Source organism: Actinocrinis sp. (genome assembly GCF_035650855.1).
Lineage (GTDB): Bacteria > Actinomycetota > Actinomycetes > Streptomycetales > Catenulisporaceae > Actinocrinis.
On sequence record NZ_DASRGV010000341.1, the window covers coordinates 1 to 24,681 of the forward strand.

Consider the following 24,681-nt stretch of genomic DNA (forward strand, 5'->3'; position numbering starts at 1 on the left):
CACAGCGACTTCTCAGCGCGAACGACGTCGTATCCGCGGTTCCCGACCCGGAAATGCCTTATGTCACGCTCGGCGATCTCGGAGTCGTGGGCGCCGTACGCGTCGATGAGGATGCGCGATCGGTGCGTGTGGAGCTGACGCCGACCTACCTCGGCTGCCCGGCGACAGAGGTCATCCAACAGGACGTCAAGACCGCGCTGCTCGACGCCGGCTGGCAATCCGTCGCGATCGAGCTGCGGTTCGATCCGCCATGGACCCCTGAGCGAATCACGCGGCAGGGCCGGGCGAAGCTCGCGGCGGAAGGGATCGCACCGCCCGCGGGCCGCACCGGATCGAAGGGGACTGACCCAGCGCCGGTCTTCGTCACGCTCGGCCGCGCGCCCGCCGAGGTGCGCTGCCCGCGCTGCGGCGCTGCCCAGACCGACCTGATCAGCGCGTTCGGGCCCGCGCCCTGCCAAGAGCTGCGCCGCTGCGCCACCTGCCGCGAACCGTTCCCGGCGATCAAGCGGGCGAGCCGATGACCGTGCAGTTCCACCAGCTCGCCGTCGACGCGGTCGAGCCGCTGACCGAAGACGCGGTCCGCATCGTGCTCGCCGTCCCCGAGCCGCTGCGCGAGGCCTATCACTACACCGCAGGCCAGCACCTCACCATCCGCTACACCGCTCCCGGCACCGGCGAGCAGCTGCGCCGCTCCTACTCGATCTGCGCGCCCCCGCCGCCCGACGGGCCGCCCTCCCGGCTCGCCGTCGCGGTCAAGCGGCACGGACCCGGCGGCTTCGCCGACTACGCGGTCCGCAAGCTGGCGCCGGGCGAGATACTCGACGTGCTCACGCCGGTCGGCGGCTTCCACGCGCAGCCCGGCGAGCTGCAGACCGGGCGCGTGCGGGTCATCGCGATCGCGGCGGGCAGCGGCATCACCCCGGTCCTCGCCATCCTCCAGGACGCGCTGCGCACGAACCCCGAGAGCACCGCGGCGCTGCTGTACGGCAACCGCACCAGCGCCGACGTGATGTTCCTCGACGAGCTCGCCGACCTCAAGGACCGCTACGGCCCGCGGTTCGAGGCGCTGCACATCCTCTCCCGCGAGGACCACGGCTCGCCGCTGCTCACCGGCCGGATCGACCGGGAGAAGCTGCCGCTGCTGCTCGACGCGATCGCGGCCGCGCCCGAAGACGCGTACTACCTGTGCGGACCCATCGGCATGGTCGAGGACTGCCGGCAGGTGCTGACCGAGCGCGGCGCGGCGCATGTCAGGTTCGAACTCTTCGACACCGGCGGCGTGCGCAAACAGAAGCCCGCGGCGCAGGACGGTGCCGCGGCGGCGGGAACCGGGAAGGGCGCGCGGATCACCGTCACGCTCGGCGGCCGCACCACGCGCTGCGAGCTGCGGCCTGAGGACGACAGCCTGCTCGCCGCGGTGATGCGCGACCGGCCCGAGGTGCCGTATGCGTGCACTGACGGCGTGTGCGGCACGTGTCGCGCGAAACTGGTCTCCGGCACCGCGCAGATGGCCCGCGACTACGCCCTCGAACCCGACGAGAAGATCGGCGGCTTCGTGCTGACCTGCCAGTCGCTGCCCACCTCGGACGAGGTCGCGCTCGACTTCGACGCCTGACGCCACACCTGAGGCTGCGGCACGCGCGGAGTCTGCGGCAGCCGCCGGGGCAGCGGCTGCGGCGTGCGCTGCGGCAGCTGCGGGAGTCGCGGCTCGCTGGAGGAAAGCACCTTGCGCCCGCCGACGTGCTCCTCCCGCTGGAAGCCGTGCTGGACCTCGCTCTGCCGGCCGAACGCGTCGAACCTGATGCGCTCCGCCGGGATCTCCAGCTCCAGCAGCTGCTTCAGCGTCACCCGCATCATCTCTGCCGAACCGGAGACGTACACGTCGTGCTCGGCCCAGTTGAAGCGGTCGGCGCCGTGCCTGGCCAGGACGTCCGGCAGCAGCCCGCGCTCGCCGGAGTACCAGGCGTCGTGTGAGACGCAGGGCACGATGGTCAGCCACGGGGCGTGGGCCCGCAGCGCCTCTAGCGCGTCCAACGCGTACAAGTCAGCGGTCTTGCGCGCGCCGTAATAGACGGTGACCCGCCGGTTCGTGTTCCAGCGGACCATGTCCTCGACGATCGCCATGATCGGCGCGATCCCGGTCCCGCCGCCGATCATCAGCACGTCCCGGTTCGACAGCGAGTTGCACACCATGGCGCCGGCCGCCGGGCCGAGCCGCACCGTGTCGCCCAGCTGGGTGTGATTCACCAGCGCCGAGGAAACCCAGCCGCCGTCCACCGCGCGCACCTGGAACGTGAGCAGGCCGTCGGCGCGCGGCGCGTTCGCTATCGAGTAAGGGCGCCACACCCGCGGCCAGCGCAGCGTTTCGATCGCCGCGGCCTGCCCGGGGCGAAACGGGTAGGGATGGTCGGTCTGCACCGTCAGCAGCGCCACCGAGGCGTTCGGCCGGTGATGCGCGACGACCCGGCCGCTCCAGTAAGCGGGGGTGCTCTTCGCGGCGTCCTGCGCGGCGGCGACCATCGTCTGCGAGACGAATTCGAAGGCCGACAGCCACGCCGCCTCCATCTGCGCGGTCCAGCCCGAGCCGGCGAAATGCCGCAGCGCCCCGATGAAGCTTCGGACCATCGCGTCGTAATGCTGCGGCCGCACGCCGTGCTTGCGGTGATCGCGGCCTAGCTGCCGCAGGTACTCGATCAGGCTCTGCGGCTCGTGCGCCTGGTTCACGAAGCGGACCACCGCCGCGACGAGCCGCTCGCGCTGAACGCCCATCATCGGCGGGAACATGTCGCGCATCCCCGGATTCTCAAGGAAGAGCAGCGCGTAGAAGTGGCCGGCGACATCGTTCGCGCGGTCTTCCACCAGAGCGAAGGACTCCTTGATCAGCCGGGGATCAAAAGGCATGCGGGCGGTCCTTCTCACCTCGGGGACAGGACCCGCGGCCGCGCACGACCGGCGGAGCCTTTACGCTATGGCATGAGAGGGTCACTCAAGGTAAAAGTCCGGTAGAAGTCCGCCGGTTCGGTAAAGGCATCGACGAAGACCCCGGCTATCCGGTCCCGTCACGTGCCCGTGCCACGCTCGGTCAGAGCCGTGAGCAGTCGCCGAACCGAGTCGACCCGGGCCAAGGCCACGGCGAGTTCGGGTGAGTCCGGCGGCAGTTCGGCCAACCACTCGTCGAGCGCGCAGTCCGGCGCGTCGGCCGCATGAGTGCAGCCGCGCGGGCATTCGGCGATGACCTGGGCCAGATCGGGAAACGCTTCCAAGACCCGGTTGGGGCTCACGTGCGCGAGGCCGAAGGAACGCACGCCGGGAGTGTCGATCACCCAGCCCTCAGGCAGCACGCGCGGCTCCGCGTCGCGCTCGCGCAGGGTGTCGAGTTCCTCGTCGTCGAAAAGTATCGGCTGGGTCCACGGATTGGCCTGTCGCGCGCTCGCCGCCGCCTTGCGGGCGCGCCGCGACGGTTTGGGGGCCGCGGGCTCCGTGGAGACCTGATCTGCCGTGTACTGCGGAAGGCGCAGCGCCACCGCCGAGGTCGAGGTGTGCCGACCGCGTCCGGTGACGTCGTTTACGTGCCCGATCGCCCGATCCGCATCCGGGACCAGCGCGTTGACGAGCGTTGACTTCCCGACTCCGGAATGGCCTACCAGGACGCTGATCCGCCCCGCCAGCGCCTCATGCAACTGCTCCAGGCTGCCGCCGCGCCGGGTCACTATCGACGGAACGCCCAACGCCTCGTACGCCGACAGCAGCGGCGCTGGATCGGCGAGGTCTGCTTTGGTGAGGCAGAGCAGCGGCGACAACCCGGCGTCGTAGGCCGCGACGAGACAGCGGTCGATCATCCGCGGGCGCGGTTCCGGGTCGGCCAGCGCGGTCACGATGACCAGCTGGTCGGCATTGGCGACGATGACCCGCTCCACCGGATCGGTGTCGTCGGCGGTGCGGCGCAGCACATGCTCGCGTGAATGCACGCGCACCACCCGGGCCAGCGCGTCCGGCCCGCCGCGCAAGTCGCCGACCAGCAAGACCCGGTCCCCGACCACCACGCCCTTGCGGCCGAGCTCGCGCGCCTTCATCGCGACGACCTCGCGGGTGTTCGGGCCCCGACCGGCGCGGTGCTCGGCGGCCTTCGACGGTTTCGACGGCTTCGCGGTGCTCCTGCCCCGGCCCTTCTGCGCCGACCGGTCCGCGCGCCCGCGCCCCGAACCGTCGGCTCCGGACTCCGTGTCCGCATCGGTCTCGTGGACCGTGTCCAGATCGATCAGGCAGGTGTACCGGCCGCGGTCGACCGCGACGACCATTCCTTCCGCGGCGTCCACGTGTTCGGGCCGCAGCCGGGAGCGCGGTCGTGAGCCGCGCGGATTCGCCCGGACCCGGACGTCTTCCTCGTCGAAGTCCCGGCCGCGCCTCACCACGCGGCGTCCACCGTCACCGCTATCGGCGTCCTGGTCGTCGGCGCGCTCCTCATCGCAGTTGCCGATACCCGGTGGGCCGCCGCCATCACCCCTGATACTCCGTTCCGGCGAGCAGCGCGGCCCACCGGCCGGTGAAGTCGGGCAGCGTCTTGCCGGTCGTCGCCACGTTCTCCACCTGGATGCCCGGCACGACGAGGCCGAGCACCGCGGCGGCGGTGGCCAGCCGGTGATCGTCGTACGTCGCGAACTCGCCGCCGTGCAGCGGCCGCGGCTTGATCAGCAGCTCGTCCTCGCCCTCGATCACCTCGCCGCCGAGGTTGTTGAGCTCCTTGGCCAGCGCCGCGACCCGGTCGGTCTCGTGCAGCCGGATGTGGCCGATGCCGTGCAGCCGGGAGGGGGCGTCCGCCAGCGCGGCCACCGCGGCGATCGTCGGGGTCAGCTCGGCCTCGTCGGAAAGGTCCAGGTCCACGCCGTGCACGCCGCCGTCGCCGGTCACCGTAAGGCCGCCGGGTCCGAGCTCGCAGCGCGCCCCCATCAGCGTGAAGATCTCGCGCAGCCGGTCGCCGGGCTGCGTCGTGTGCTCCGGCCAGTCGGCCACGGTCACCCGGCCGCCGGTCACCAGCGCGGCCGCGAGGAACGGCGCCGCGTTGGACAGGTCCGGCTCGATGGTCGTCTCCTGGCCGCGGATCGACCCGGGGGCCACCGCCCAGCGCTCCGGCTCGGCGTCGTCCACCGCGACCCCGGCCTCGCGCAGCATCTCGACGGTCATCCGGATGTGCGGCAGGCTCGGCAGCCGCTCGCCGACGTGCCGCACCTCGACCCCGCGCTCGAACCGCGCCCCGGCCAGCAGCAGCGCCGAGACGAACTGCGAGGAGGCCGAGGAGTCGATCTCGACCAGGCCGCCGGCCAGCGCCCCGGCGCCGCGCACGGTCAGCGGGAAGTGCCCGGGACGCGCCGAGTCGTCGATGTCCGCGCCCAGCGCCCGCAACGCCTCGATCAGCGCGCCGATCGGCCGTTCGTGCGAGCGCGGGTCCCCGTCGAAGCGCACCGGGCCCTCGGCCAGCGCGGCGATCGGCAGCGCGAACCGCATGACCGTGCCCGCGTTGCCGACGTCCACGCTCACGTCGCCGCGCAGCGCCTTCGGCGGCGTGACCCGCCACGAGCCGTCCGGCAGGTCCTCGATCCCGACGCCGAGCGCGCGCAGCGCCCCGGCCATCAGCAGGCTGTCACGGCTGCGCAGCGGGCGGCGCAGCGTGGAGGGCGCGTCGGCCAGCGCCGCGAGCAACAGCGCGCGGTTGGTCGCGGACTTCGAACCGGGGACGGTCACCCGGGCGGTCACCGGCCCGGCGCTGGTGGGGGCGGTCCAGAGCTCGGAAGTCGTCATGCCCCAAGCCTAGTCGCGCGGGCGAGCGGAAATCCGTCCCGCGTTCACGCCCGAGAGTGGATCGCGCGCTCGCCGCGGAATCACCCCTGCCGGTTCACCCCCGCCGAACCGCGCCGGCGCCGGACTGAGCCGAATGTCAGCGCCGCGTGGCAGGCTTCGTTACATGTGTGGTCGTTATGTCGTCAACACGCCGCCGCAGCAGTTGGCCATCGACTTCGGCGCGGACCTCCAGATCCAGGAGTACCCGCCGGACTACAACGTCGCGCCGACCAAGCCGATCCCGGCGGTGCTCGTGCGCCACGGGCAGCGCACGCTGTCCACGCTGCGCTGGGGTCTGATCCCGTTCTGGGCGAAGGACCCGTCCATCGGCGCGAAGATGATCAACGCCCGGATCGAGTCGGCGGCCGAGAAGTCGGCCTTCAAGCAGTCCTTCGCGCGCCGCCGCTGCCTGCTGCCCGCCGACGGGTACTACGAGTGGCTCGCCCTGCCGCCCGACCCCGCCACAGCCGCCGCGAGCTCCAAGGCCAAGCCGAAGCCGCGCAAGCAGCCCTACTACGTGCGGCCGGTCGCCGGCGGCCCGCTCGCCTTCGCCGGCCTGTACGAGCGCTGGCGGGACGCGGAGGGCAACGAGCTGTGGTCCGCCTCCATCCTGACCGGCGCCGCCACCGACCGGATGGCCTGGCTGCACGACCGCATGCCGCTCACCGTGCCGCACGACGCGTGGACCGCCTGGCTCGACCCGCAGCTCGAAGATCCGCAGCAGGCCCGCGAGCTGCTCGACTTCTCCCCGGACTGGGTCGCCCTCGCCGTCTCGGATCAGGTCAACTCGGTGCGCAACAACGGCCCGGAGCTGATCGAACCGATCCCGGAGCCGGCGCCCGGATCGGGAATGGGGGAGGCCGAACCGCTGTTCTGACGGATTGTGATGGTCACGATCCCCACTCCCACAGAACGCGAGTTCGCCGAGTTCGCCCGCTCCGCGCCGCCGAAGACGCCCGCCCGAATCGGTGATCACGTTCCCCGGCGGCTATTCTCGGGGGAAGTCCGGCTTGTCCTCGAGCCGGATCCGATCACGGAGGTGGGTATCACGGTGGGCACTGCCGCCGGAGCGCAGCCCGCGCACGAGGCGGACACGCAGACCTCGCCGCAGCCGGTCGACGAGACCGACGCGGCGCTCAGGGCTGCCCAGCAGCTTGACCAGGAGACCCCGGCCGAGCGGGACGCGCGGTTCGAGCGCGACGCCATGCCCTTCCTGGACGCGCTCTACTCGGCCGCGCTGCGGATGACCCGCAACCCGGCCGACGCCGAGGACCTGGTCCAGGAGACCTACGCGAAGGCGTACGCGTCGTTCCACCAGTTCAAGCCGGGTACGAACCTGAAGGCGTGGATGTACCGCATCCTCACCAACACGTTCATCAACGGGTACCGCAAGCGGCAGCGCGAACCGCTGGCCTCCGGCACCGACGAGATCGAGGACTGGCAGCTGCACCGGGCCGAGTCGCACAGCTCGACCGGCCTGCGTTCGGCCGAGGCCGAGGCGCTCGACCACCTGCCGGACTCGGACGTCAAGGAGGCGCTGCAGGCGATCGGCGAGGACTTCCGCATGGCGGTCTACCTCGCGGACGTCGAGGGCTTCCCCTACAAGGAGATCGCCGACATCATGGGCACGCCCATCGGCACGGTGATGTCCAGGCTGCACCGCGGCCGCAGGCAGCTACGGGAGCTGCTGGCCGACTACGCCGAACAGCGCGGGTTCGCCGGGGCGGTGGCCGGCGCCGACGGCAAGGACGGGGCCAACGGTCACAGCGGGGACGCTGGAAAGGCGGCGACGGCATGAGCTGCGGGCACCCGCACGAGACCGACTGTTCGTCGGTGCTCGACCGGGTCTACGAGTACATCGACCACGAGATGGCCGAGGACGACTGCGCGACCGTCAAGCGTCACCTCGACGAGTGCGCGCCCTGCCTGGCCGAGTTCGGCCTCGAGCAGGCGGTCAAGGCCCTGGTCCACCGCAGCTGCGGCTGCGACACCGCGCCCGAGCAGCTGAGGTCGAAGGTGCTGTCCAAGATCCGCCAGGTCCAGCAGGACCTCGCGGCCGACAGCGCAGAGCCGGTCCAGTCGAGCTGAGCGCCGCCCGCAGCGGCGCCGCTCGCTACGCCGAGGCGTCGTCGCCCTCGAAGTCACTCCACGGCGCCACAAGTCACGCCTCGTACACGCCCGATCGCCACAGGTTGCGATCTCTCACGTCCGGCTGATCCGGTTTTAGATGTAACGCCGTTAATGCCGACGCGATTTGCTGACGCTCGGTAGTTTATCCGTCACTGCCCGTCTGAACTGGTCCGATATTCGCCGGAGTTTTCCACTCAGTCGATTGAATCGTGTTCCGTATGGCGTGACAGGTGGCACCATCGTGTCGTTAGGCCATCGAGTCGGGAGTGCGGAACCGGCTCGGGGCTGAGGAGTGCCCCGGTGCGGAGGGGTGGCGACGTGACAGTACTGGAGTTTCGCAAAACTCATCCCGGGACTGCCGCGCACTTGGCGCGCAGGCTTCGTAGGATGGCTCGGGGGACGGAGCCGAGCAGGGCCGGGTCGCCCGTCGGCGCGCGTCCGACCCCCCACACCCGTCCGGTCTGCCCGGACCGGGAGGGCGAGGATGGGCCGATGCCGAGGACGCCGAGGCTGTACGTGGCCGCCATGGCTGCGGCCGCAGTCGTGGTCGCCGCCGTCGTCCTGCCGATGACCCGCTGGGACCGGGTGGATCTGCTGCTGTTCTTCGCCCTCGCGGTGATCCAGGGCCTCATCGTGCTCACCACCCCCTTCCCGAAGTTCGCGGAGAGCCCCGGGGTGCCCGCCTCGGTCGCGCTCCAGCTCGCCGCCGTGGTCCTGCTCACCCCGGGCGCCGCCGCGGCCAGCGTCGCGCTCGGCGGGCTGTGCATCTGCCTGCGGCCGGGCACCCCGTGGGACCGGATGGTCTTCGTCGTCTCCGGCATCTTCCTCACCCCGGTGGCCGGGGACGCGGTCTACATCGCGATGCACGGCTCCAGGACGCTGATGCGGCCCGAGATGCCGGGCGCGCTGCTGCCGATAGTGGTCGCCGCGCTCGCGCTCTCCGCCGTGCCCGCGCTCATGGTCGGGACGATGACCGTGCTCGGCGGCAAGGTTCGCGCGCGGGCAGCGGTCCGCGACGCGCTGCGGCACGTGCTGCCGCGCAACGTCGCCTACAGCTTCGCCGGCCTGCTCGCCGCGGTGCTGTGGCGCAACCACGCGCAGGTGATGGCCAGCATGGTGATGCTCGGCCCGCTGCTGGTGACCAGATGGGCTTACGCGCAGTACTCCGAGCAGCGCGCCGCACACGACGCCACCGTGCGCGCCCTCGTCCAGGCGGTCGAGATCAAGGACCTCTACACCCGCGGGCACAGCGAGCGGGTCGCCAAGGCCAGCGAGATGATCGCGCGCCGCCTCGGCATGGAGGAGGAGCGCATCTCGATACTGCACTACGCGGCGATCCTGCACGACGTCGGCAAGCTCGGCGTGCCGACCCGGCTGCTGCAGAAGGACGGCAAGTTCGACGAGGCGGAGCTCCAGGCCATAAGAGTTCACCCGGTGCGCGGCGTGGACGTCGTGCGCGACATCGCGTTCCTCAACGAGGCGTATACCGCGATCCTGCACCACCACGAGCGCATGGACGGACGCGGCTACCCGACCGGCCTGGCCGGGGAGCGCATCCCGCGCTTCGCCCGGATCATCGCGGTCGCCGACGCCTTCGACTCGATGACCTCGACCCGCTGCTACCGGCCGGCCCGCTCGGTGCCCGAGGCGATGGCCGAGCTGCGGGCCTGCGCCGGCAGCCAGTTCGACCCGGCGATGGTGGACGCGATGCAGGAGGCGCTGGCCGAGGCCGAGGGCGAGGGACGGCCGTGGCTGGGGGACGGCACCATGCCGGACTTCGCCGGGTTCCCGGACGGGCCCGGCCTGGTCCCCGCCCAGGCGAAGGACCCCGCCGAGATGGACGCCGGGGCGCTCAACGCCGGCCCCGCGGTAGGCGTGCCCGTCAACGGTGTCACGAACGGCGGTGTCACGAACGGAGCCGCGAACGGCGCCCCGTTCCGTGAGCGCGCCATTCCGCGGCCCGCCGTGCCCGAATCCGCCGCGAACGGCTTCGACCACGACGACCCGGCCTTCGTGGTGCCCTCGCCGATGGGCGAACAGCGCGGTGACCGGGAGCAGTCCGGGACGCCGTCCCGCGCGGCGCGCCGGGGGCGCCGGTGAGGGGTGAGCGCCACCGGTGACCGGTACCGGAGCCCCGGCCAGGCTGTACGGCTCGCTGACCGCGCCCGCGCTGCTGACCTGCTTCGCGCTGGTCATCGCGGGCGCGGCGGTGCTCGACGTACTGCTGCACGGGCCGCGCCAGCCGGGCATCGCCGCCGCGTTCGGCGTGACCATCGCGCTGGGTGAGGCCATCCGCATCGCGCTGCCGCACGGCCGGGACTCCGCGCCGCTCTCCTCGACCGCGGCGCTCGCGTTCGCGCTGTGCTACTCGGTGAACGGCGCCCGCACGACCTACGGCGCGACCGAGGTCATCGCGGTCACCGCGGTGGCCGCGGTGTGCGGCGTCTCGATCCAGGCCTACGCCGGGCGCCATCCCCGCCCCGGCTATCTGGCCCGGCGCATCATCGTCACCGGCTTCGCCGCCGTGCTTTTCCGCGGCTGGCTGATGCCCGGCCCGGCCAGCGGGCTGCTCGCCCGGCACAGCATGCCCGCGAACGGCGCGCTGCTGGCCGGGGTGGCGATCGCCGCGCTGATCCTGGACAACCTGCTGGCCTCGCTGCTCACGCTGCTGGAGCCCGGCCGCACGCCGTCGGTGACCGCCGGCCCGTCGCGCTGGGACCCGGTCGGCCTGACCGCGCGGCCGAGCCCGTCGCTGCGCCGGCTGCTCTCCAGCTTCCGCGACGACTGCCTGGCCACCGCCTGGGTGTGCCCGACGGTGATCCTGTTCGCCGTCGCGATCGCGCTGACCGCGCGGCCGCTCGGGCTGTGGGTGCTGCCGATCGCCGCCGCGCCGATCCTGGTGGTGCAGCGCGCGCTGCGCCGCTACGCCGAGATCAGCGCCACCTATCAGCAGACGATCAGGGCCCTGTCGCGGGTCACCGAGCTCGCCGACTACACCGAGCCCGGCCACGCCCGCCGGGTCTGCCACCTGGCCCTCGCGATCGGCCGCGACCTGTCGCTGCCCGACGCGCGGCTGCTCGACCTCGAATACGCAGCCCTGCTGCACGACATCGGCCAGCTCTCGCTCACCGACCCGATCCCCGGCGGCGCCACCGTCCTCATCGGGCCGGAGCGGGCCGCCTCGGTGGCCGCCCTCGGCGCGGACGTGGTGCGCCAGACCGGCGTGCTCGACCAGGTGGCCGACATCCTCGAGCACCAGTGGCATCCGTTCTGCCCCGAGCACGCGGACGAGCCGAAGACCCTGGCCGGGGCGATCATCCGGGCCGCGAACGCCTACGACGACCTGGTCGGCGGCGCACTCGACCCGGATCGCCGGCTGGCCGCGTTGCAGCGGATCAGGCTCGGCATGGCGACCGAGTACGACCCGCGCGTGGTCGAGTCGCTCACCCGGATCGTCGAATCCGCCGAGCCGTACCCGGGCTGACGGCGCCGCTCCGTACAAGAGCGGGGGCCGAAGATTGGCGGGCGGCGCAGCCGTGCCGGACGCTCCGGCTGTGCGACGATTTCGGCAGCCGCGCCGCGCGGCCGACGGGAAGGGGCCGGCATGTCCGAAGTGGTCCGTGCCGAGATGGTGGCCAACGTGGCCGAGGTCGACGTCAAGGTGGGCGATCGGGTGCCGGCCGGCAGCGCGCTGGTGCTGCTGGAGTCGATGAAGATGGAGATCCCGGTGCTGTGCGAGCTCGGCGGCACGGTGACCGAGATCCACGTGGTGCCGGGCGACGTCATTCAGGAGGGCGACGTCATCGCGGTGCTCGAATAGCCGCCGTGCCGTGCACCGAGCAGCGAGCGGTCCACCCGTTCGGCAACACCTGAACCACCATCCGCCGCGCGCACTGCCCGCAATACCGCGGCGGTTCGAGCTCCAGCCGCGCCGCACACGCCCGGTGCTCGGCCTCCGCGAGAGGCTTACCGCACTGTCCGCAGTACGTCTCCGCCATCGCACTCATCACGAAAGCTCCATCGCGTATGACATCAGCGTGATGCCCGGCCGCAGCAGCCAGTCACGCTCCGGCACCCGCTCGAACCCGAGCCGCGCGTAGAGCCGCTGCGCGGCCCGCATCTCCGGCTCCGTGCAGAGCACCAGTCGCGGCGAGCCTTCCGCCTTGGCCCGCGCGATGCACGCCTTCACCAGCGCCTCGCCGACGCCGCGTCCACGTGCCGCGGCGAGCACGGCGAGCATCCGGACCTCGCACTCCTCGCCGTCGCCGAGATTGCGCCACGGCGAGCCCGGCGCGGCGTACACCACCGTGCCGAGCAGCCCGTCGGTCCCGTCGTCGAGCGCGACGAAGGTCGTCGTGGCCGCGGCCTCCCAGCGTGACCGCGCATCCCGCACGATCTTCAGATACTCCGGGCTGACCAGACCGTCGTACACGGTGGCGGTCACCGCGCCGACCTCGTCCAGTTCCCGTTCGCGGGCCTCCCGCACCAAGACGTCCATGGCTCCCCATCCTCGCATCAGGCGAGAACGGGGAGCCACGGAAGGTCTCGACAGGGCGGTTCGCTTACAAGACGGCCGGCACCGATTCGGGAGCCGCGCCCTGCTCGGCCTCTTCGAACTCGTAGTCGTCGGCCGCGGTGGCGTCGGTTCCGGCCGGCGCCTTGATCGCCTTGAGCGCGACGTTCGTCACCAGCAGCACCACCAGGTTGAGCACCAGCGCGGTGACCGCGATGTACGCCTTCTGATGCGTCCACGGGATCTGCGCGACCTGCGAACCGAAGTGCTTCTGGGTCGGCGAGCTCTGCCACCAGGCGACCAGCGCGCCGTACACGATGCCCGACGCCCAGCCGAGCAGCAGCGCCCAGCGGTGGAAGTACCGCGTGTACAGCCCGAACACGATCGCCGGGAAGGTCTGCAGGATCAGCACGCCGCCCAGCAGCTGGAAGTTGATCGCGCTGGTCGCGTCGAGGCCGAGCACGAAGGCCAGCGCGCCGAACTTGACCAGCAGCGAGGCGATCTGCGAGACCTGGGTCTGCTCCTGCGGCGAGGCCTGCGGCCGCACGAAGTCCACCCACACGTTGCGGGTGAACAGGTTCGCCGCCGCGATCGACATGATCGCCGCCGGGACCAGCGCCCCGATCGCGACCGCGGCGAAGGCCACCCCGGCGAACCAGGACGGGAACGCCCAGTCGAACAGCGCCGGCACCGCGTGCTGCGCGTTGCCGTTCAGCGTGGCCGTGGTGAAGTGCGCGGCGATGGCCATGTAGCCGAGCAGCGCGATCACGCCGAGCATCAGCGAGTACGCGGTCAGCGCGGCGAGGTTGCGGCGCACGGTGTTGCGCTTCTTCGTGGCCAGCACGCCGACCTGCGCGTGCGGGTACATGAACAGCGCCATCGCCGAGCCGATCGCCAGCGTGGCGTACGGGATCGAGTTGCCCTTCGCCAGCAGCGTCGAACCGGCCGGCTTGCCGGTCTTCGGGTTCACCGTGCTCAGCCTGCTCTGCGCGGCGTCGAAGACGTGCGACCAGCCACCCGGAATCCGCGTCGGGATGTAGATGACCGCCACGATGACGGTCAGGTAGATCAGCGTGTCCTTAACGAATGCGATCAGTGCGGGGGCGCGCAGTCCGGACGTGTACGTGTAGGCAGCCAAGACCGCGAAGGCGATGAACAGCGGCAGGTCCTTCTGCCACGTCGAGCCGTTACCGCCGATGCCGATCACGTCCAGGCAGGCCCGGATGCCGATCAGCTGCAGGGCGATGTAGGGCATCGTTGCGACGATGCCGGTCACCGCGATCGCGAGCGAGAGCGCACGGGAATCGTGCCGGCCCTTCACGAAGTCCGCGGGCGTCACGTAGCCGTGCTTGCGGGAGACCGACCAGAGCCGTGGCAGGAAGATGAAGACCATCGGCCAGACCAGGATCGTGTAGGGCACCGCGAAGAAGCCCAACGCGCCACCGGCGAAGATCGCGGCCGGCACGGCGACGAAGGTGTACGCGGTGTACAGGTCGCCGCCGAGCAGGAACCAGGTGACCCAGCCGCCGAACGAGCGGCCGCCGAGCCCCCATTCGTGCAGGTGCCGGTGATCGCCGACCCGCCGCCAGCGCGCGGCGAGGAAGCCCAGCACCGCGACCGCGACGAAGAAGAAGATCAGGACGCCCAGCTCGGTGCCGTTGACCGCCTTCCCGGCGGCGAGCGGCACGGTGGCCGTATGCGCGACAGTGCCTGTCACGGTGTCGCTTGTCACCGGCCGGCCTCCGTCCCGTCGCGACCCTCACGTGCGCTGGCCGCTGAGGCCGACGAGGCCCTGCGGCGCTGCGCCCGATCGCGATTCACCGCGGTGAACGCGACGATCATCAGCACCGCGGTGATGATCACCCACAGCAGCTGATACCAGTAGAAGAACGGGAACCCGAGCAGCTTCGGGCTCGTTTTGTTGTACGAAGGGATCCAGAGCATCGCGACGAACGGCGCGATGAGGCAAACCGCTGCGACCGCACGCAGCGGGGAGAGGATCGACCGGCCCGGGGCAGTCGGACTCGGCTGATCTGAACCCGTACTCATCTCAACCTCCTGGCGACGGCGTCGGCATTGACGCCGCAGGGAGGTTATTGCCGTGCCAGCACGGTTGCACGGATTCGTGATGTTGCGATTCGGTTAATGTGGCGTCCGGTGCGCCTAGTGGCGCGGTAGTGGCCTGGCAGTGACGTGGCAGCGGCGCGCCTCAGCGGGAGCGCGCCGAGTGGGTCAGCTTGAGCGCGCCCAGCGCCAGCACCAGCACCAGCGTCAGCGCGTTGGCGGCGATCACCGCCGGGGCCGCGGCCAGGAAGCCGTAGATCAGCCACGCGCCGACCCCGGTGCCGAACATCGCGAACCACTCCCACGCGAAGTCCTTGGTCGAGCGGGTGCGGAACGCCCTGAGCACCTGCGGCAGCCAGGCCAGCGTGGTGAGCGAGCCCGCGACCAGGCCGATCAGTGTCGCCGTCGTCATCGTCCGTCCTTTCCCCCTCCGCGCCCGCGCGGCTTTCCCGCGGGCCTCATTTTGTGCAGACGTTGTACAAATACATAATCGTGGAGTGACCCCGGATCTGTCCACTCCGATCGGCGGTACGTCGGGCAACGACTCGGCGAACAACGCCACGAGGCTGCTGACCGCGCTGCACCGGCGCGGCGGAGCCGCCACGCGCGCGGAACTGACGGCCGAGCTCGACTGCGGCCGCTCGGCGATCAGCTACGCGCTCTCCGACCTGGTCGAACGCGGCCTGGTCACCGTCGATGAGCACCCGCAGCAGCCCCTGGCCGGAGCGGGGGCGGGGGCGGGCAGCGGTCGCGGCCGGCCCTCGCACCTGGTCAGCGTCGCGCCGACGTCCCCGATCGTGATCGCCGTCCACCTGCGCGTGGACACCCTCGACGTGAGCGCGTTCGAGCTCGGCGGCACGATGCTGCGGATCGAGCGCGAGGCCGTCGAGCCGTCGCCAGACGTCGAGATGACGATGCACCGGATAGGGCGATTGGTCCGCCTCATCGCCGAGGAGGCACGCCGGCCCTGCATCGGTGTCGGAGTGTCGCTGCCCTCACCGGTCCGCGCGACCGACGGTTACGCGCTCGCGCCGCGGCACATGAACTGGCCCGGCATTCCGGCGCGCGACCTGGTGACCGCGGAGCTCGCCGATGTGTCTGCGCTCAGCGGCCTGCCTGTCCACGTCGGCAATGACGCGAACCTGGCCGCGCTCGCGGAGCATGTGCACGGCGCCGGCAAGGACGCCCGCAACATGCTGTTCGTCACGACCGAGCACATCGGCATCGGCGGCGGGTTGATCAGCGCGGGCAGGCTCTTCGCCGGCGCGAGCGGTTACGCGATGGAGGTCGGCCACACCACGGCGAACCCGGGCGGAGAGCCGTGCCGTTGCGGCGCGCGCGGCTGCCTGGAGACCGAGGCCGACCCGCGCGCCCTGCTTCGGGCCGCCGGCCGCCTGGACACGCCGACCACCGGGCTCGAATACCGGGCCCGGGTCGTCCTGGTCGACGCGGCGGCAGGCGACCCGGTCGCGCGCAAGGCGGCAGACACCGTCTCCGGCCGGGTCGGCGCGGGTCTCGCGGTGCTGGTCAACCTGCTGGACCCGGACCGGATCGTGCTCGGCGGGCTGCTGGCCAGGCTGCTCGCGGTGGCGCCGGAGCCACTGTCCAGCGCGCTGCACGAGGGCTCGTTCCTCGAGCGTGCCGTCGCGGTCCCGGTGGTCCCGGCCGCGCTGCCCGCACCCGCGCTCGTCGGAGCCGCCGAGCTGGCGCTGGCCCCGCTGCTCGCTTGAGCATGGGGGAAAGGGCCCGGCGCAACTACCCGGAACCGGTGTCCCGTTGAAATGGACAGCGCAGGTCAGAGCGTTGCGGACAGCGCCTTCACCGGCATCGAAAGCCGATCCAGCAGCTCGAGGTCCTGCGTCGCCGGCCGCCCCAGCGTGGTGAGGTAGTTGCCGACGATCACCGCGTTGATCCCGCCGAGCAGTCCCTGCTCGGTGCCCAGGTCCCCGAGCGTGATCTCCCGGCCGCCCGCGTACCGCAGGATCGTGCGCGGCAGGGCCAGCCGGAACGCGGCGATCGTACGCAGCGCCTCGCGGCCCTCGAGCGGTTCGCGATCGCCGAACGGCGTACCCGGGCGCGGGTTGAGGAAGTTCAGCGGCACCTCGTCCGGCTCCAGCTCGGCCAGCTGCGCGGCGAACTCGGCGCGCTGCTCGCGGGTCTCGCCCATCCCGACGATGCCGCCGCAGCAAACCTCCATGCCCGCGTCGCGCACCATCGTCAGCGTGGCCCAGCGCTCCTCCCACGTGTGCGTGGTGACCACGTTCGGGAAGTAGGAGCGGGCGGTCTCCAGATTGTGGTTGTACCGGTGCACGCCCATCTCGGCCAGCTCGTCGACCTGATGCTGCGTCAGCATCCCGAGCGACGCGGCCACGTTGATGTCCACCGCCGCCTTGATCGCCGCGACGCCTTCGCGCATCTGCGCCATCAGCCGCTCGTCGGGCCCGCGCACGGCCGCCACGATGCAGAACTCGGTCGCGCCGGTCGCCGCCGTCTCCTTCGCCGCCTCCACGAGCGACGGGATGTCCAGCCACGCGGCCCGCACCGGGCTCGGGAAGCGCCCCGACTGCGAGCAGAAGTGACAGTCCTCCGGGCAGCCGCCGGTCTTCACCGACACGATGCCCTCGACCTCGACCTCCGGCCCGCACCAGCGCTCGCGCACCTCGTGCGCCAGGGCGAGCAACTCCTCGAGCCGCTCGTCCGGCAGTCCCAGCACCGCGAGTACCTGAGCCTCGTCGAGGCCGCGCCCTTCCTCCAGCACCTGGACCCGCGCGACGGCCAGGATGTCGTCCGTCCCCTCCGGCGTCGCGGAGTCGGCGGCTTCAACGGTGACGGTCATGCGGGGCCCTTCGTTCGACGTCTCGTCCCAGGCAGTCTGCCCTATTGACGCACACGCGGGTCGAGCAGGGCTTAAGAGGTGGCCATTCTCACGCATGATCTGTCACGAGCGCGCTGTCACGGCTTAGCAGCCGAAGCGGGCGCGAAAGGCCGCCGCGTCGAACGTGCCGCCGAAGGCCGGGGAGAGGCCCGCGCGGGCGGCCAGCAGGAACTCGGGCGCGTCAAGAGCGCCGGCGCCGGACGGGATCGCCCCGGCGAGTGGGCGCGCCGCCAGGGTCTCCAGATCCCGGATGTTGCAGCGCATCGCGAGGTCCGGTTCCTCGGGAGGCTGCGGCCAGCTGCCGAGGACCAGTCCCGCGAGCTCCACGCCGCGCAGCGCCATCGACTCCAGCGTCAGCGCGGTGTGATTGAGCGTGCCGAGCGCCGGATCGACTACGACGAGGACCGGCGCGCCCAGCTCGCGGGCGAGGTCGGCGAGCGTCGTGCCGTCCTCGTCGAAGCGCACCAGCAGCCCGCCCGCGCCCTCGACCAGGACCAGCCGGTGCGACTCCGCGAGCTTGCGGATGTCGGCCGCCGCGTCGTGCAGCGAGACCGGCGGCAGGCCGCTCGTCCGCGCGGCGGCTGCGGGGGAGAGCGGGTCGGGATAACGGGCGTACTCGTGCGTGTCCGCTTCCGTGATCCCGGCGAGGCGGGCCACCTCGGCCAGGTCGCCGGCCTCCCCGTCAGTGACGCCGGTCTGCGCGGGTTTGACCACGGCGACCGAGGAACCGCGCGCCGCGGCGAGGGCCGCCAACGCCGCCGTCGTGATCGTCTTGCCGACACCCGTGCCGGTGCCCGTGACAACGAGGATGCTCATTCCGGCGAGTCTAGGGCTGCCCGGTCGAGCACCGATCAGGGGCTCAACTGCCGGTGGGCCAGGGGATCTGAGGCGAGTGGTGGTACTTGAGGCCCATCGCGCTCCAGCGCGGGCCCTGTGCGGCCAGGCGGCCGCGGAAGGCGGTCCAGTTGTGTGACAACTCAGGCGACCAGCCGAGTTCGGCTACTGCCGGAAGCCGGGGGAACGCCATGTAGTCGATGTCGGCGCTGGTGGTCACGGTCTCGGTCCAGAGGTCCGCCTCGACGCCCAGGATCGCGGACGAATTCACGCCGGGCAGGTATGCGCCCGGGTCCCAGTCGTACGCGTCCTGCACCTCGACGTATCCGGCCCAGTGCAGGCCGAGGGCCGTGTTCTTGTCGTACTTCTGATCCAGGTAGGTGTGGTTGGCCGGGTCCAGGACCAGCTGCGTGCCCGTGTTCGCGGCCTGCTTGATCGCGGCGCTCGGTAAGCCGGGGTTCCAATACGTGGCCACCGCAGGAGTGCCGATCGACGCTGTCGCGGTCTCTTGCCAGCCCCACGGCGTCTTACCGTCAGCCCTCACGTCCGCAGCCGCGCGGTCGACAACCTTCGCGTAGTCGGCAGCGGAGGTGGCCTGTGCCTCGTCCCCTCCGATGCCGACGTACGGGCCCGGCGTGAGGGCGGCAACCTGACGGATGACGTCGTCAAGGAACGTGTACGTCGCAGGGTTGGCCGTACACAGCGAGCTGAAACCGGCGGCGATTCCGGTGAACACCGGTTGCGGCTTGCCATCGCAGCTAAGCGCCGGGTAGGAGGCCAGGGCTGCGGTGACGTGCCCGGGGACGTCGATCTCCGGAATGATCGTCACATACCGGGCCTGCGCGTAGGCGACGAGCTCGCGGTAATCGTCCTGGGTGTAGAAGCCTCCCTGCCCGCCACCGACCTCGGTGCGGGCGCCGACGTCGGTCAGGTTCGGCCAGCCGTCGATCGCCAGCCGCCAGCCCTGATCATCCGTCAGATGTATGTGCAGATAGTCGACCTTGTAGAGCGCGATCTCATCGATGTACCGCTCGACGTCCGCGACACTGAAGAAGTGCCGCGCGACGTCGAGGCCCGCGGCGCGATACGCGAACCGCGGGTAGTCGAGCACGTGGCCGTTGGGCACCGTCCACGTCAGGCCGGGTTGCGCCGTGTGCTCGGCGGACTGAGGCGGCAGCAGCTGACGCAACGTCTGCACGGCGTGGAAGAGACCCGCGGGCTGTGCCGCCGTGGCAGTGATCTGATCATCGGAAACATCTAGCCGATAGCCCTCGGCGCCGAGCTGCTTGTCGCCGCCGCCGCTCAGTACCAGCCGAATCGCTCCGGCGCCGCCTGCGTCCGCGCTGGTCACCGGAAGCGCGAAGCCGGTGGCCGGCCGCAGCTGGGCCGCCAGATAGCCGGCGACGGCCAGCGCGGGCGCGGAACCTGACGGCGCGTGGATCGACGTCGCGGCGGTGATCGTGAACTGACCGCCGGTCGCCGTCGCGCTGACCGGCGCCGGGAGTACGTCCGCGAAGTCAGCTCGCTGCGCCGCGCTCGGCGGTCCGTCGCGATGCGACCCGTTCATCCCCACCCCGATGCCGACGCCGATCCCGCAGAGCGCGAGCACCGCGACAGCGATCACGAGCAGCGATCGCCGGGGCTTGCGGCGGAGCCGATGGGACATGGGGGAACGGGCGCTAAGCCTTCGGCCGGGTCAGCCGCGCCAGGAACTTGTACCGGTCGCCGCGGTACACCGAGCGCACCCACTCGACCGGTTCCGCGTTCTCGTCCTTCGAGTGCCGGGAGAGCAGCAGCATCGGCAGCCCGGTGTCGGTGCCCAGCAGCGCCGCCTCGCGCGGGGTGGCCAGCGCGGTCTCGATGGTCTCCTCGGCCTCGGCCAGGTGCACCCCGTACTCCTCGCTCAGCGCGGTGTACAGCGAGCTGTACTTCGTCAGGTGCTTGCGCAGGCCGGGGAAGCGCTTCGCGGACAGGTGCGTGGTCTCGATCGCCATCGGCTCGCCGTTGGCCATGCGCAGCCGCTCGATCCGCAGCACCCGGGAGCCGGGCTTGATCACCAGGCGGTCGGCCAGGTCGTCGTCCGCGGACACGTAGCCGATCTCCAGCAGCCGCGAGGTCGGCTCAAGGCCCTGCGCGCGCATGTCCTCGGTGTACGAGGTCAGCTGCAGCGCCTGCGCGACCTTCGGCTTGGCCACGAAGGTGCCCTTGCCCTGGATCCGCTCGAGCCGGCCCTCGACCACCAGCTCGGCCAGCGCCTGACGGACCGTCGTGCGCGAGGTGTCGAAGTCCAGCGCGAGGGTGCGCTCCGGCGGCACCGGGGTGCCGGGCGGCATGGTCTGGGTCATCTCCAGCAGGTGCCGCTTGAGCCGGTAGTACTTGGGCACGCGCGCGGCGGGCTCGGCGCCTTGGGCGTTGTCGTCCAGATCCGGTTCCCCCGGCCCGACGAGCGGGGCGCGCACCTCGACCGCGCTGTGCTCGACCGTCACGGCACCTCCTGATGTTGTGGCCACAAGGTGTCATGGTCCCACGGCGCTGTAAAGGACCGACAGCCCTCCCCGGCGCGCGCCACGGCGGCGGCCCGCGCGGCCGGACGCACCGAGGCGTCCCTGCTGACGAGAGAGGTCTAGACCAGTATGCACCAGGCCGGGCATCGCCCCTGGCCGGTGAAGCCTTGATAACGGCTTGGGCCGGTCGCGCCGGAACCCTTGACGGTCCACATTGGTCTATGCCACTCTCCCAACTGGTCTAAACCATTGAGAAACGCGGCCCGGACCTCCGGTAAGCAGCCCCACCACCGTACTTCTTCAGCGTGGCACCCGCCCGGCTCGGCGAAGCCCAGGGTCGCCGGCTCGGGACCGAACCGGTGCCGTCCACTCTCACCCGCCTTGGCATCCACAGGAGGATGGCTTGAAGCGCAAGATCGCAGCCGCCGCCGCGCTCGCCGCGGCCGCGCTGACCGCCTCGGCGTGCTCGTCGTCGTCGAGCGGCAACAACGCGACACCCCAGGGTGCGCTCAGCACTCAGGGTGCCGGCAAGACAGTCCACGTCTGGATCATGCAGGACGCCCAGAAGGGCTGGCCCGACGTGGTCGTCGCGGCGAAGACCGCGTTCGAGAAGGAGACTGGCGCCAAGCTCGACGTCCAGTACCAGACCTGGTCCAACTACACCACCAAGCTCGACACCGCGCTGCTGTCCGGCAACGCGCCGGACGCGCTCGAGCTGGGCAACACGCAGACCGCCAAGTACATCAACGCCGGTTCGTTCGTCGACCTGACCGGCGTCAAGAGCCAGTTCGACAACTCCGGGCAGTGGCTCGACTCGCTGGCAGCCTCCGGCCAGAGCGCCGACGGCAGCAAGACCTACGCCGTCCCGTACTACGCGGGTGCGCGCGTCCTGATCTACCGCAAGGACCTGTTCGCCGCGGCCGGCATCTCCACCCCGCCGACCACCCTGGACGAGCTGCAGTCCGACCTGGCCAAGGTGCAGACGAAGAACGCCAGCGTGCCGAACTTCTCCGCGCTCTACCTGCCCGGCAAGGACTGGTACACCGCGGCCTCCTTCGGCGCCGCCACCTACGGCGTCAAGGGCGTCATCGCCAAGGCCAGCGGCAGCAACTGGTCCGGCACGCTGACCGACCCGACCTTCGTCAAGGGCATCCAGACCTGGTACGACCTGCAGAAGAAGTACTCGGTCGGCGGCACCACCGTGGACGAGTCCAACCAGGACGCGCTCATGGCCAAGGGCAACATCGCCGCGATCATCGGCGCCGGCTGGGAGGCCGGCTCGGTGGTCGACCCCAAGGCGGGCAACCCCGCGCTGGCCAACGACCTGGCCGAGATCCCGGTCCCGGGCACCACGGCCGACGCGCCGACTCCGGCCTTCCTCGGCGGCTCCGACCTGGCCGTGCCGACCCACGCCGCCAACCCCGGCCTGGGCGCGGAGTTCCTGCGCATCTTCACCAACACCGCCAACCAGACGCTGCTGGCCAAGTACGCCATCCCGAACAACAAGACGCTGATCTCGGCCTACGAGGCGGCCAGCCCGGCGAACAAGGCCACCGGTGACGCGGCCAAGGCGTCCACCTGGTTCATCCCGAACTCGCCGAACTGGTCCGGCGCCGACGAGACCGCGCTGCAGACCGCGTTCTCGGCCATCGCCACCGGAACCGACGCGGCGACCGCCCTCGGCACCGCCCAGACCACCATTCTGGGCGACCTGAACGCGCAGTAGTCTCCCCCTCGCGGGCCCGGCGCCTCCTCGCACGGAGCACGGTGTTCTACACCACCCGGGTCCGCGAGCACGATGTCCTAGGACACCCCGGGCGGCCTAGCACGTGACAGGAAAAGCAGCCCGCGCGCCGCACCGCGCGGGCTGCTGTGCACAGGCCGCCGCGGCAAGCAGTAGGACCGCGGGCTCCAGGGAAGGACCCCTCTACAACGATGAGCGCGATTCAATCCGACCCACGCCAGCGCGGGGTCGAACGTCTGGAGGGCCCGGTCCTGGCGCCGTCCAAGGGCCGCCGCCGCGGCGTCACGGTCCAGGGCAGGTACATCCCGTACGTCCTGATCCTGCCCGCCGTCATCACCCTGATCGGCGTCATGGGCTACCCGCTGGTGCGGGTGATCCTGCTCGCGTTCCAGAACGTCAACAGCTACCTGCGCCTGGCCGTGCCCGGCCTGGACCGCTGGATCGGCTTCCAGGGATTCAGCAGGGTGCTGTCCGACGCCCAGTTCTGGCACGTGGTCTGGCGCACCTTCCTGTTCACCTTCGAGGTCGTCGCGATCTCCATCGCGCTCGGCCTGGCCATGGCGCTGGTGCTCAACCGGGTCTCGCCCTGGGCGAAGATCTTCGTCTCCACCGTGCTGATGTTCGTCTGGGCCATCCCCGCGCTGGTCACCGGGACCGTGTTCCGCTGGCTGTTCGCCGGGATCGGCGGCGTGATCGACTACATCTTCTACCTGTTCGGCGGCAGCGGCATGAAGAACCACGACTGGTTCGCCAACGCCAACGAAGGGCTCTACGTCGTGGTCGCCGCGGCGGTGGTCTGGGGCGCGCTGCCCTTCCTCGTGCTCGGCCTGAACGCCGCGATGACCCAGGTGCCCAAGGAGCTGGTCGAGGCCGCGCGCGTCGACGGGGCCAACCCGGTGCAGAGCTTCCGGCACGTGGTCCTGCCGATCATCCGGCCCTTCCTGCTGCTGTGCACCTCGCTCAGCTTCATCTGGGACTTCCAGGTCTTCACCCAGATCTGGGCGCTGCGGCAGAACTCGCCAGAGCCCGGCTACTGGACCGTGGGCATCTACCTCTACGAAGAGGGCTTCACCAGCTCGCACTACAGCACCAGCTCGGTGATCTCCATCGCGATGATCGTGCTGATGCTGGCCGTGCTGGTCGCGTACATCCGACAGGTCGTCAAGATCGGAGGCCAGGGCTGATGGCCGGCTTCACCCCCGCCCGGGCGATGCCAGATCGCCTGCCCGCCGCGCAGCCGAGCCGCTCCCGCGGCCGGGGCCGCGGCCGCAGGCCCGGCGAGAGCCGCGCGATGACCGGCGTGTGGAACGCCGTCGCCGTGGTCTTCGGCGTGGTGATGGCGTTCCCGATCTACTGGATGATCCTCACCACGGTGAAGTCCAACGGGGACCTGCTCGCGCAGAACCCGACCTTCTGGCCGACGCACTTCGACTTCTCCAGCTACAAGACGATCTTCGACGACCCGGACTTCCTCGGGAACATGCGCAACACCGCCATCATCACGATCGGCTCGGTGCTGGCCGGGCTCGCCGTCGGGTTCCTCGCCGCGATCGCGGTGGCCAGGTTCCGCTTCCGCGGCCGCAACCCGTTCATCGTGGCCATCCTGATCGTGCAGATGGTCCCGCTGCTGTCCATCGCGATCCCGCTCTACATCGTGCTGAACAAGGCCGGGCTCTACGACCAGTTCCTCGGCGTGATCCTCGCCTACCTGGTCTTCACCATCCCGTACGTGGTCTGGACCCTGCGCTCCTTCATCGTGAACATCCCGGTGGAGCTGGACGAGGCGGCGATGGTGGACGGCTGCACCCGGTGGGGCGCCTTCTTCCGGATCATCCTGCCGCTCTCCCTGCCCGGCCTGGTGACCACCGGCGTGTACGCCTGGATCCAGGCCTGGAACGAGTTCGTGCTCGCCAACACCCTGCTGAGCAGCAACAACAAGCGCACCTCGATGGTGTGGCTGTCCTTCTACTCCTCCAGCCCGACGCACGGCGCCGACTACGGCTCGCAGATGGCCGGGGCGCTGCTGGTCTCGCTCCCGGTGATCGTCCTGTTCGTGATCTTCCAGCGGAAGGTCGCCTCGGGGCTGACCGCGGGCGCGGTCAAGGGCTGAGCGCCGCGCGGCACCGCCCGACGTACGACGCAAGACGCAAGACAACGCAAGACGCAAGACAACGAGGACAGG

Annotated in this window: 24 protein-coding genes; 12 read left to right on the plus strand and 12 right to left on the minus strand. The window is 70.9% G+C overall.

Annotation, left to right across the window (positions count from 1 at the left end):
* Together paaD and VFB40_RS24110 are read left to right on the plus strand one after the other, a co-directional pair.
* Positions 1 to 521 (plus strand): 1,2-phenylacetyl-CoA epoxidase subunit PaaD (gene paaD / locus VFB40_RS24105; protein ID WP_324854455.1); only part of this gene is annotated, 521 nt, incomplete at its 5' end.
* Positions 518 to 1,615: a 2Fe-2S iron-sulfur cluster-binding protein gene (locus VFB40_RS24110; RefSeq protein WP_324854457.1), complete on the plus strand. Its 1,098-nt coding sequence runs from the start codon at positions 518 to 520 to the stop codon at positions 1,613 to 1,615. The genes paaD and VFB40_RS24110, both read left to right, overlap by 4 nt.
* On the opposite strand, the gene VFB40_RS24115 is transcribed toward VFB40_RS24110, so the two are convergent.
* The 3 genes from VFB40_RS24115 to aroA all read right to left on the minus strand — a co-directional run bounded on the left by VFB40_RS24115 (position 1,519) and on the right by aroA (position 5,796).
* Positions 1,519 to 2,901: a globin domain-containing protein gene (locus tag VFB40_RS24115; RefSeq protein ID WP_324854459.1), complete on the minus strand. Its 1,383-nt coding sequence runs from the start codon at positions 2,899 to 2,901 to the stop codon at positions 1,519 to 1,521. The two genes, VFB40_RS24110 and VFB40_RS24115, sit on opposite strands and share 97 nt — an antisense overlap.
* A gap of 158 nt (positions 2,902 to 3,059) precedes the next feature.
* Positions 3,060 to 4,073, minus strand: a complete 1,014-nt coding sequence (gene rsgA / locus VFB40_RS24120; protein ID WP_349261620.1) for a ribosome small subunit-dependent GTPase A — start codon at positions 4,071 to 4,073, stop codon at positions 3,060 to 3,062.
* Between the two features lie 424 nt (positions 4,074 to 4,497).
* On the minus strand, positions 4,498 to 5,796 hold the full coding sequence (aroA, locus tag VFB40_RS24125; protein WP_324854463.1) for a 3-phosphoshikimate 1-carboxyvinyltransferase: 1,299 nt from the start codon (positions 5,794 to 5,796) through the stop codon (positions 4,498 to 4,500).
* Positions 5,797 to 5,959: 163 nt separating this feature from the next.
* Here aroA and VFB40_RS24130 point away from each other — a divergent pair, with 163 nt between their 5' ends.
* The 6 genes from VFB40_RS24130 (at position 5,960) to VFB40_RS24155 (ending at position 11,785) form a co-directional block, all read left to right on the plus strand.
* On the plus strand, positions 5,960 to 6,712 hold the full coding sequence (locus VFB40_RS24130; protein ID WP_324854465.1) for an SOS response-associated peptidase: 753 nt from the start codon (positions 5,960 to 5,962) through the stop codon (positions 6,710 to 6,712).
* Between the two features lie 162 nt (positions 6,713 to 6,874).
* Positions 6,875 to 7,633, plus strand: coding sequence for a sigma-70 family RNA polymerase sigma factor (locus VFB40_RS24135; protein ID WP_324854467.1), 759 nt, complete (start codon positions 6,875 to 6,877; stop codon positions 7,631 to 7,633).
* On the plus strand, positions 7,630 to 7,923 hold the full coding sequence (gene rsrA / locus VFB40_RS24140) for a mycothiol system anti-sigma-R factor (RefSeq protein ID WP_324854469.1): 294 nt from the start codon (positions 7,630 to 7,632) through the stop codon (positions 7,921 to 7,923). The genes VFB40_RS24135 and rsrA overlap by 4 nt, the downstream gene beginning before the upstream one ends.
* A gap of 534 nt (positions 7,924 to 8,457) precedes the next feature.
* Positions 8,458 to 10,065 (plus strand): HD-GYP domain-containing protein, encoded by a 1,608-nt coding sequence (locus VFB40_RS24145; RefSeq protein WP_324854471.1) that lies wholly within the window; start codon positions 8,458 to 8,460, stop codon positions 10,063 to 10,065.
* 16 nt (positions 10,066 to 10,081) lie between these two features.
* Positions 10,082 to 11,449 (plus strand): HD-GYP domain-containing protein, encoded by a 1,368-nt coding sequence (locus tag VFB40_RS24150; RefSeq protein WP_324854473.1) that lies wholly within the window; start codon positions 10,082 to 10,084, stop codon positions 11,447 to 11,449.
* Between the two features lie 120 nt (positions 11,450 to 11,569).
* On the plus strand, positions 11,570 to 11,785 hold the full coding sequence (locus tag VFB40_RS24155) for a biotin/lipoyl-binding carrier protein (protein ID WP_324854475.1): 216 nt from the start codon (positions 11,570 to 11,572) through the stop codon (positions 11,783 to 11,785).
* On the opposite strand, the gene bsaP is transcribed toward VFB40_RS24155, so the two are convergent.
* The 5 genes from bsaP to VFB40_RS24175 all read right to left on the minus strand — a co-directional run bounded on the left by bsaP (position 11,766) and on the right by VFB40_RS24175 (position 14,954).
* Positions 11,766 to 11,972, minus strand: a complete 207-nt coding sequence (bsaP, locus tag VFB40_RS28885) for a biotin synthase auxiliary protein BsaP (RefSeq protein ID WP_527249211.1) — start codon at positions 11,970 to 11,972, stop codon at positions 11,766 to 11,768. The two genes, VFB40_RS24155 and bsaP, sit on opposite strands and share 20 nt — an antisense overlap.
* Positions 11,972 to 12,463, minus strand: coding sequence for a GNAT family N-acetyltransferase (locus VFB40_RS24160; RefSeq protein WP_324854477.1), 492 nt, complete (start codon positions 12,461 to 12,463; stop codon positions 11,972 to 11,974). Before VFB40_RS24160 ends, bsaP begins: the two co-directional genes overlap by 1 nt.
* Before the next feature lie 64 nt (positions 12,464 to 12,527).
* A complete protein-coding gene (gene mctP, locus VFB40_RS24165) occupies positions 12,528 to 14,195 on the minus strand; it encodes a monocarboxylate uptake permease MctP (RefSeq protein WP_414642140.1) in 1,668 nt (555 codons plus the stop codon).
* 11 nt (positions 14,196 to 14,206) lie between these two features.
* Positions 14,207 to 14,527, minus strand: coding sequence for a DUF3311 domain-containing protein (locus VFB40_RS24170; RefSeq protein WP_324854481.1), 321 nt, complete (start codon positions 14,525 to 14,527; stop codon positions 14,207 to 14,209).
* Positions 14,528 to 14,687: 160 nt separating this feature from the next.
* Positions 14,688 to 14,954, minus strand: coding sequence for an SWEET family sugar transporter (locus tag VFB40_RS24175; RefSeq protein WP_324854483.1), 267 nt, complete (start codon positions 14,952 to 14,954; stop codon positions 14,688 to 14,690).
* An 85-nt stretch (positions 14,955 to 15,039) separates the two neighbouring features.
* Here VFB40_RS24175 and VFB40_RS24180 point away from each other — a divergent pair, with 85 nt between their 5' ends.
* Positions 15,040 to 16,272 (plus strand): ROK family protein, encoded by a 1,233-nt coding sequence (locus tag VFB40_RS24180; protein ID WP_324854485.1) that lies wholly within the window; start codon positions 15,040 to 15,042, stop codon positions 16,270 to 16,272.
* Positions 16,273 to 16,337: 65 nt separating this feature from the next.
* On the opposite strand, the gene bioB is transcribed toward VFB40_RS24180, so the two are convergent.
* The 4 genes from bioB to VFB40_RS24200 form a co-directional block, all read right to left on the minus strand.
* On the minus strand, positions 16,338 to 17,378 hold the full coding sequence (gene bioB / locus VFB40_RS24185; protein WP_324854488.1) for a biotin synthase BioB: 1,041 nt from the start codon (positions 17,376 to 17,378) through the stop codon (positions 16,338 to 16,340).
* 123 nt (positions 17,379 to 17,501) lie between these two features.
* Complete coding sequence (bioD, locus tag VFB40_RS24190; RefSeq protein ID WP_324854490.1) at positions 17,502 to 18,233, minus strand: dethiobiotin synthase; 732 nt, start codon at positions 18,231 to 18,233, stop codon at positions 17,502 to 17,504.
* A gap of 43 nt (positions 18,234 to 18,276) precedes the next feature.
* The gene (locus tag VFB40_RS24195) at positions 18,277 to 19,917 is read right to left on the minus strand and encodes a beta-N-acetylhexosaminidase (RefSeq protein WP_324854492.1); all 1,641 of its coding nucleotides are present in this window, start codon (positions 19,915 to 19,917) and stop codon (positions 18,277 to 18,279) included.
* A 13-nt stretch (positions 19,918 to 19,930) separates the two neighbouring features.
* Positions 19,931 to 20,674 (minus strand): GntR family transcriptional regulator, encoded by a 744-nt coding sequence (locus VFB40_RS24200; RefSeq protein ID WP_349261623.1) that lies wholly within the window; start codon positions 20,672 to 20,674, stop codon positions 19,931 to 19,933.
* Positions 20,675 to 21,158: 484 nt separating this feature from the next.
* Between VFB40_RS24200 and VFB40_RS24205 the strand changes: the two genes are divergently transcribed.
* The 3 genes from VFB40_RS24205 (at position 21,159) to VFB40_RS24215 (ending at position 24,609) form a co-directional block, all read left to right on the plus strand.
* Entirely contained in the window at positions 21,159 to 22,481 is a 1,323-nt protein-coding gene (locus VFB40_RS24205) for an extracellular solute-binding protein (protein ID WP_324854496.1), read from the plus strand.
* Between the two features lie 209 nt (positions 22,482 to 22,690).
* A complete protein-coding gene (locus VFB40_RS24210) occupies positions 22,691 to 23,683 on the plus strand; it encodes a carbohydrate ABC transporter permease (RefSeq protein ID WP_324854498.1) in 993 nt (330 codons plus the stop codon).
* Positions 23,683 to 24,609: a carbohydrate ABC transporter permease gene (locus VFB40_RS24215; protein ID WP_324854500.1), complete on the plus strand. Its 927-nt coding sequence runs from the start codon at positions 23,683 to 23,685 to the stop codon at positions 24,607 to 24,609. The genes VFB40_RS24210 and VFB40_RS24215 overlap by 1 nt, the downstream gene beginning before the upstream one ends.
* Positions 24,610 to 24,681: the final 72 nt, after the last annotated feature.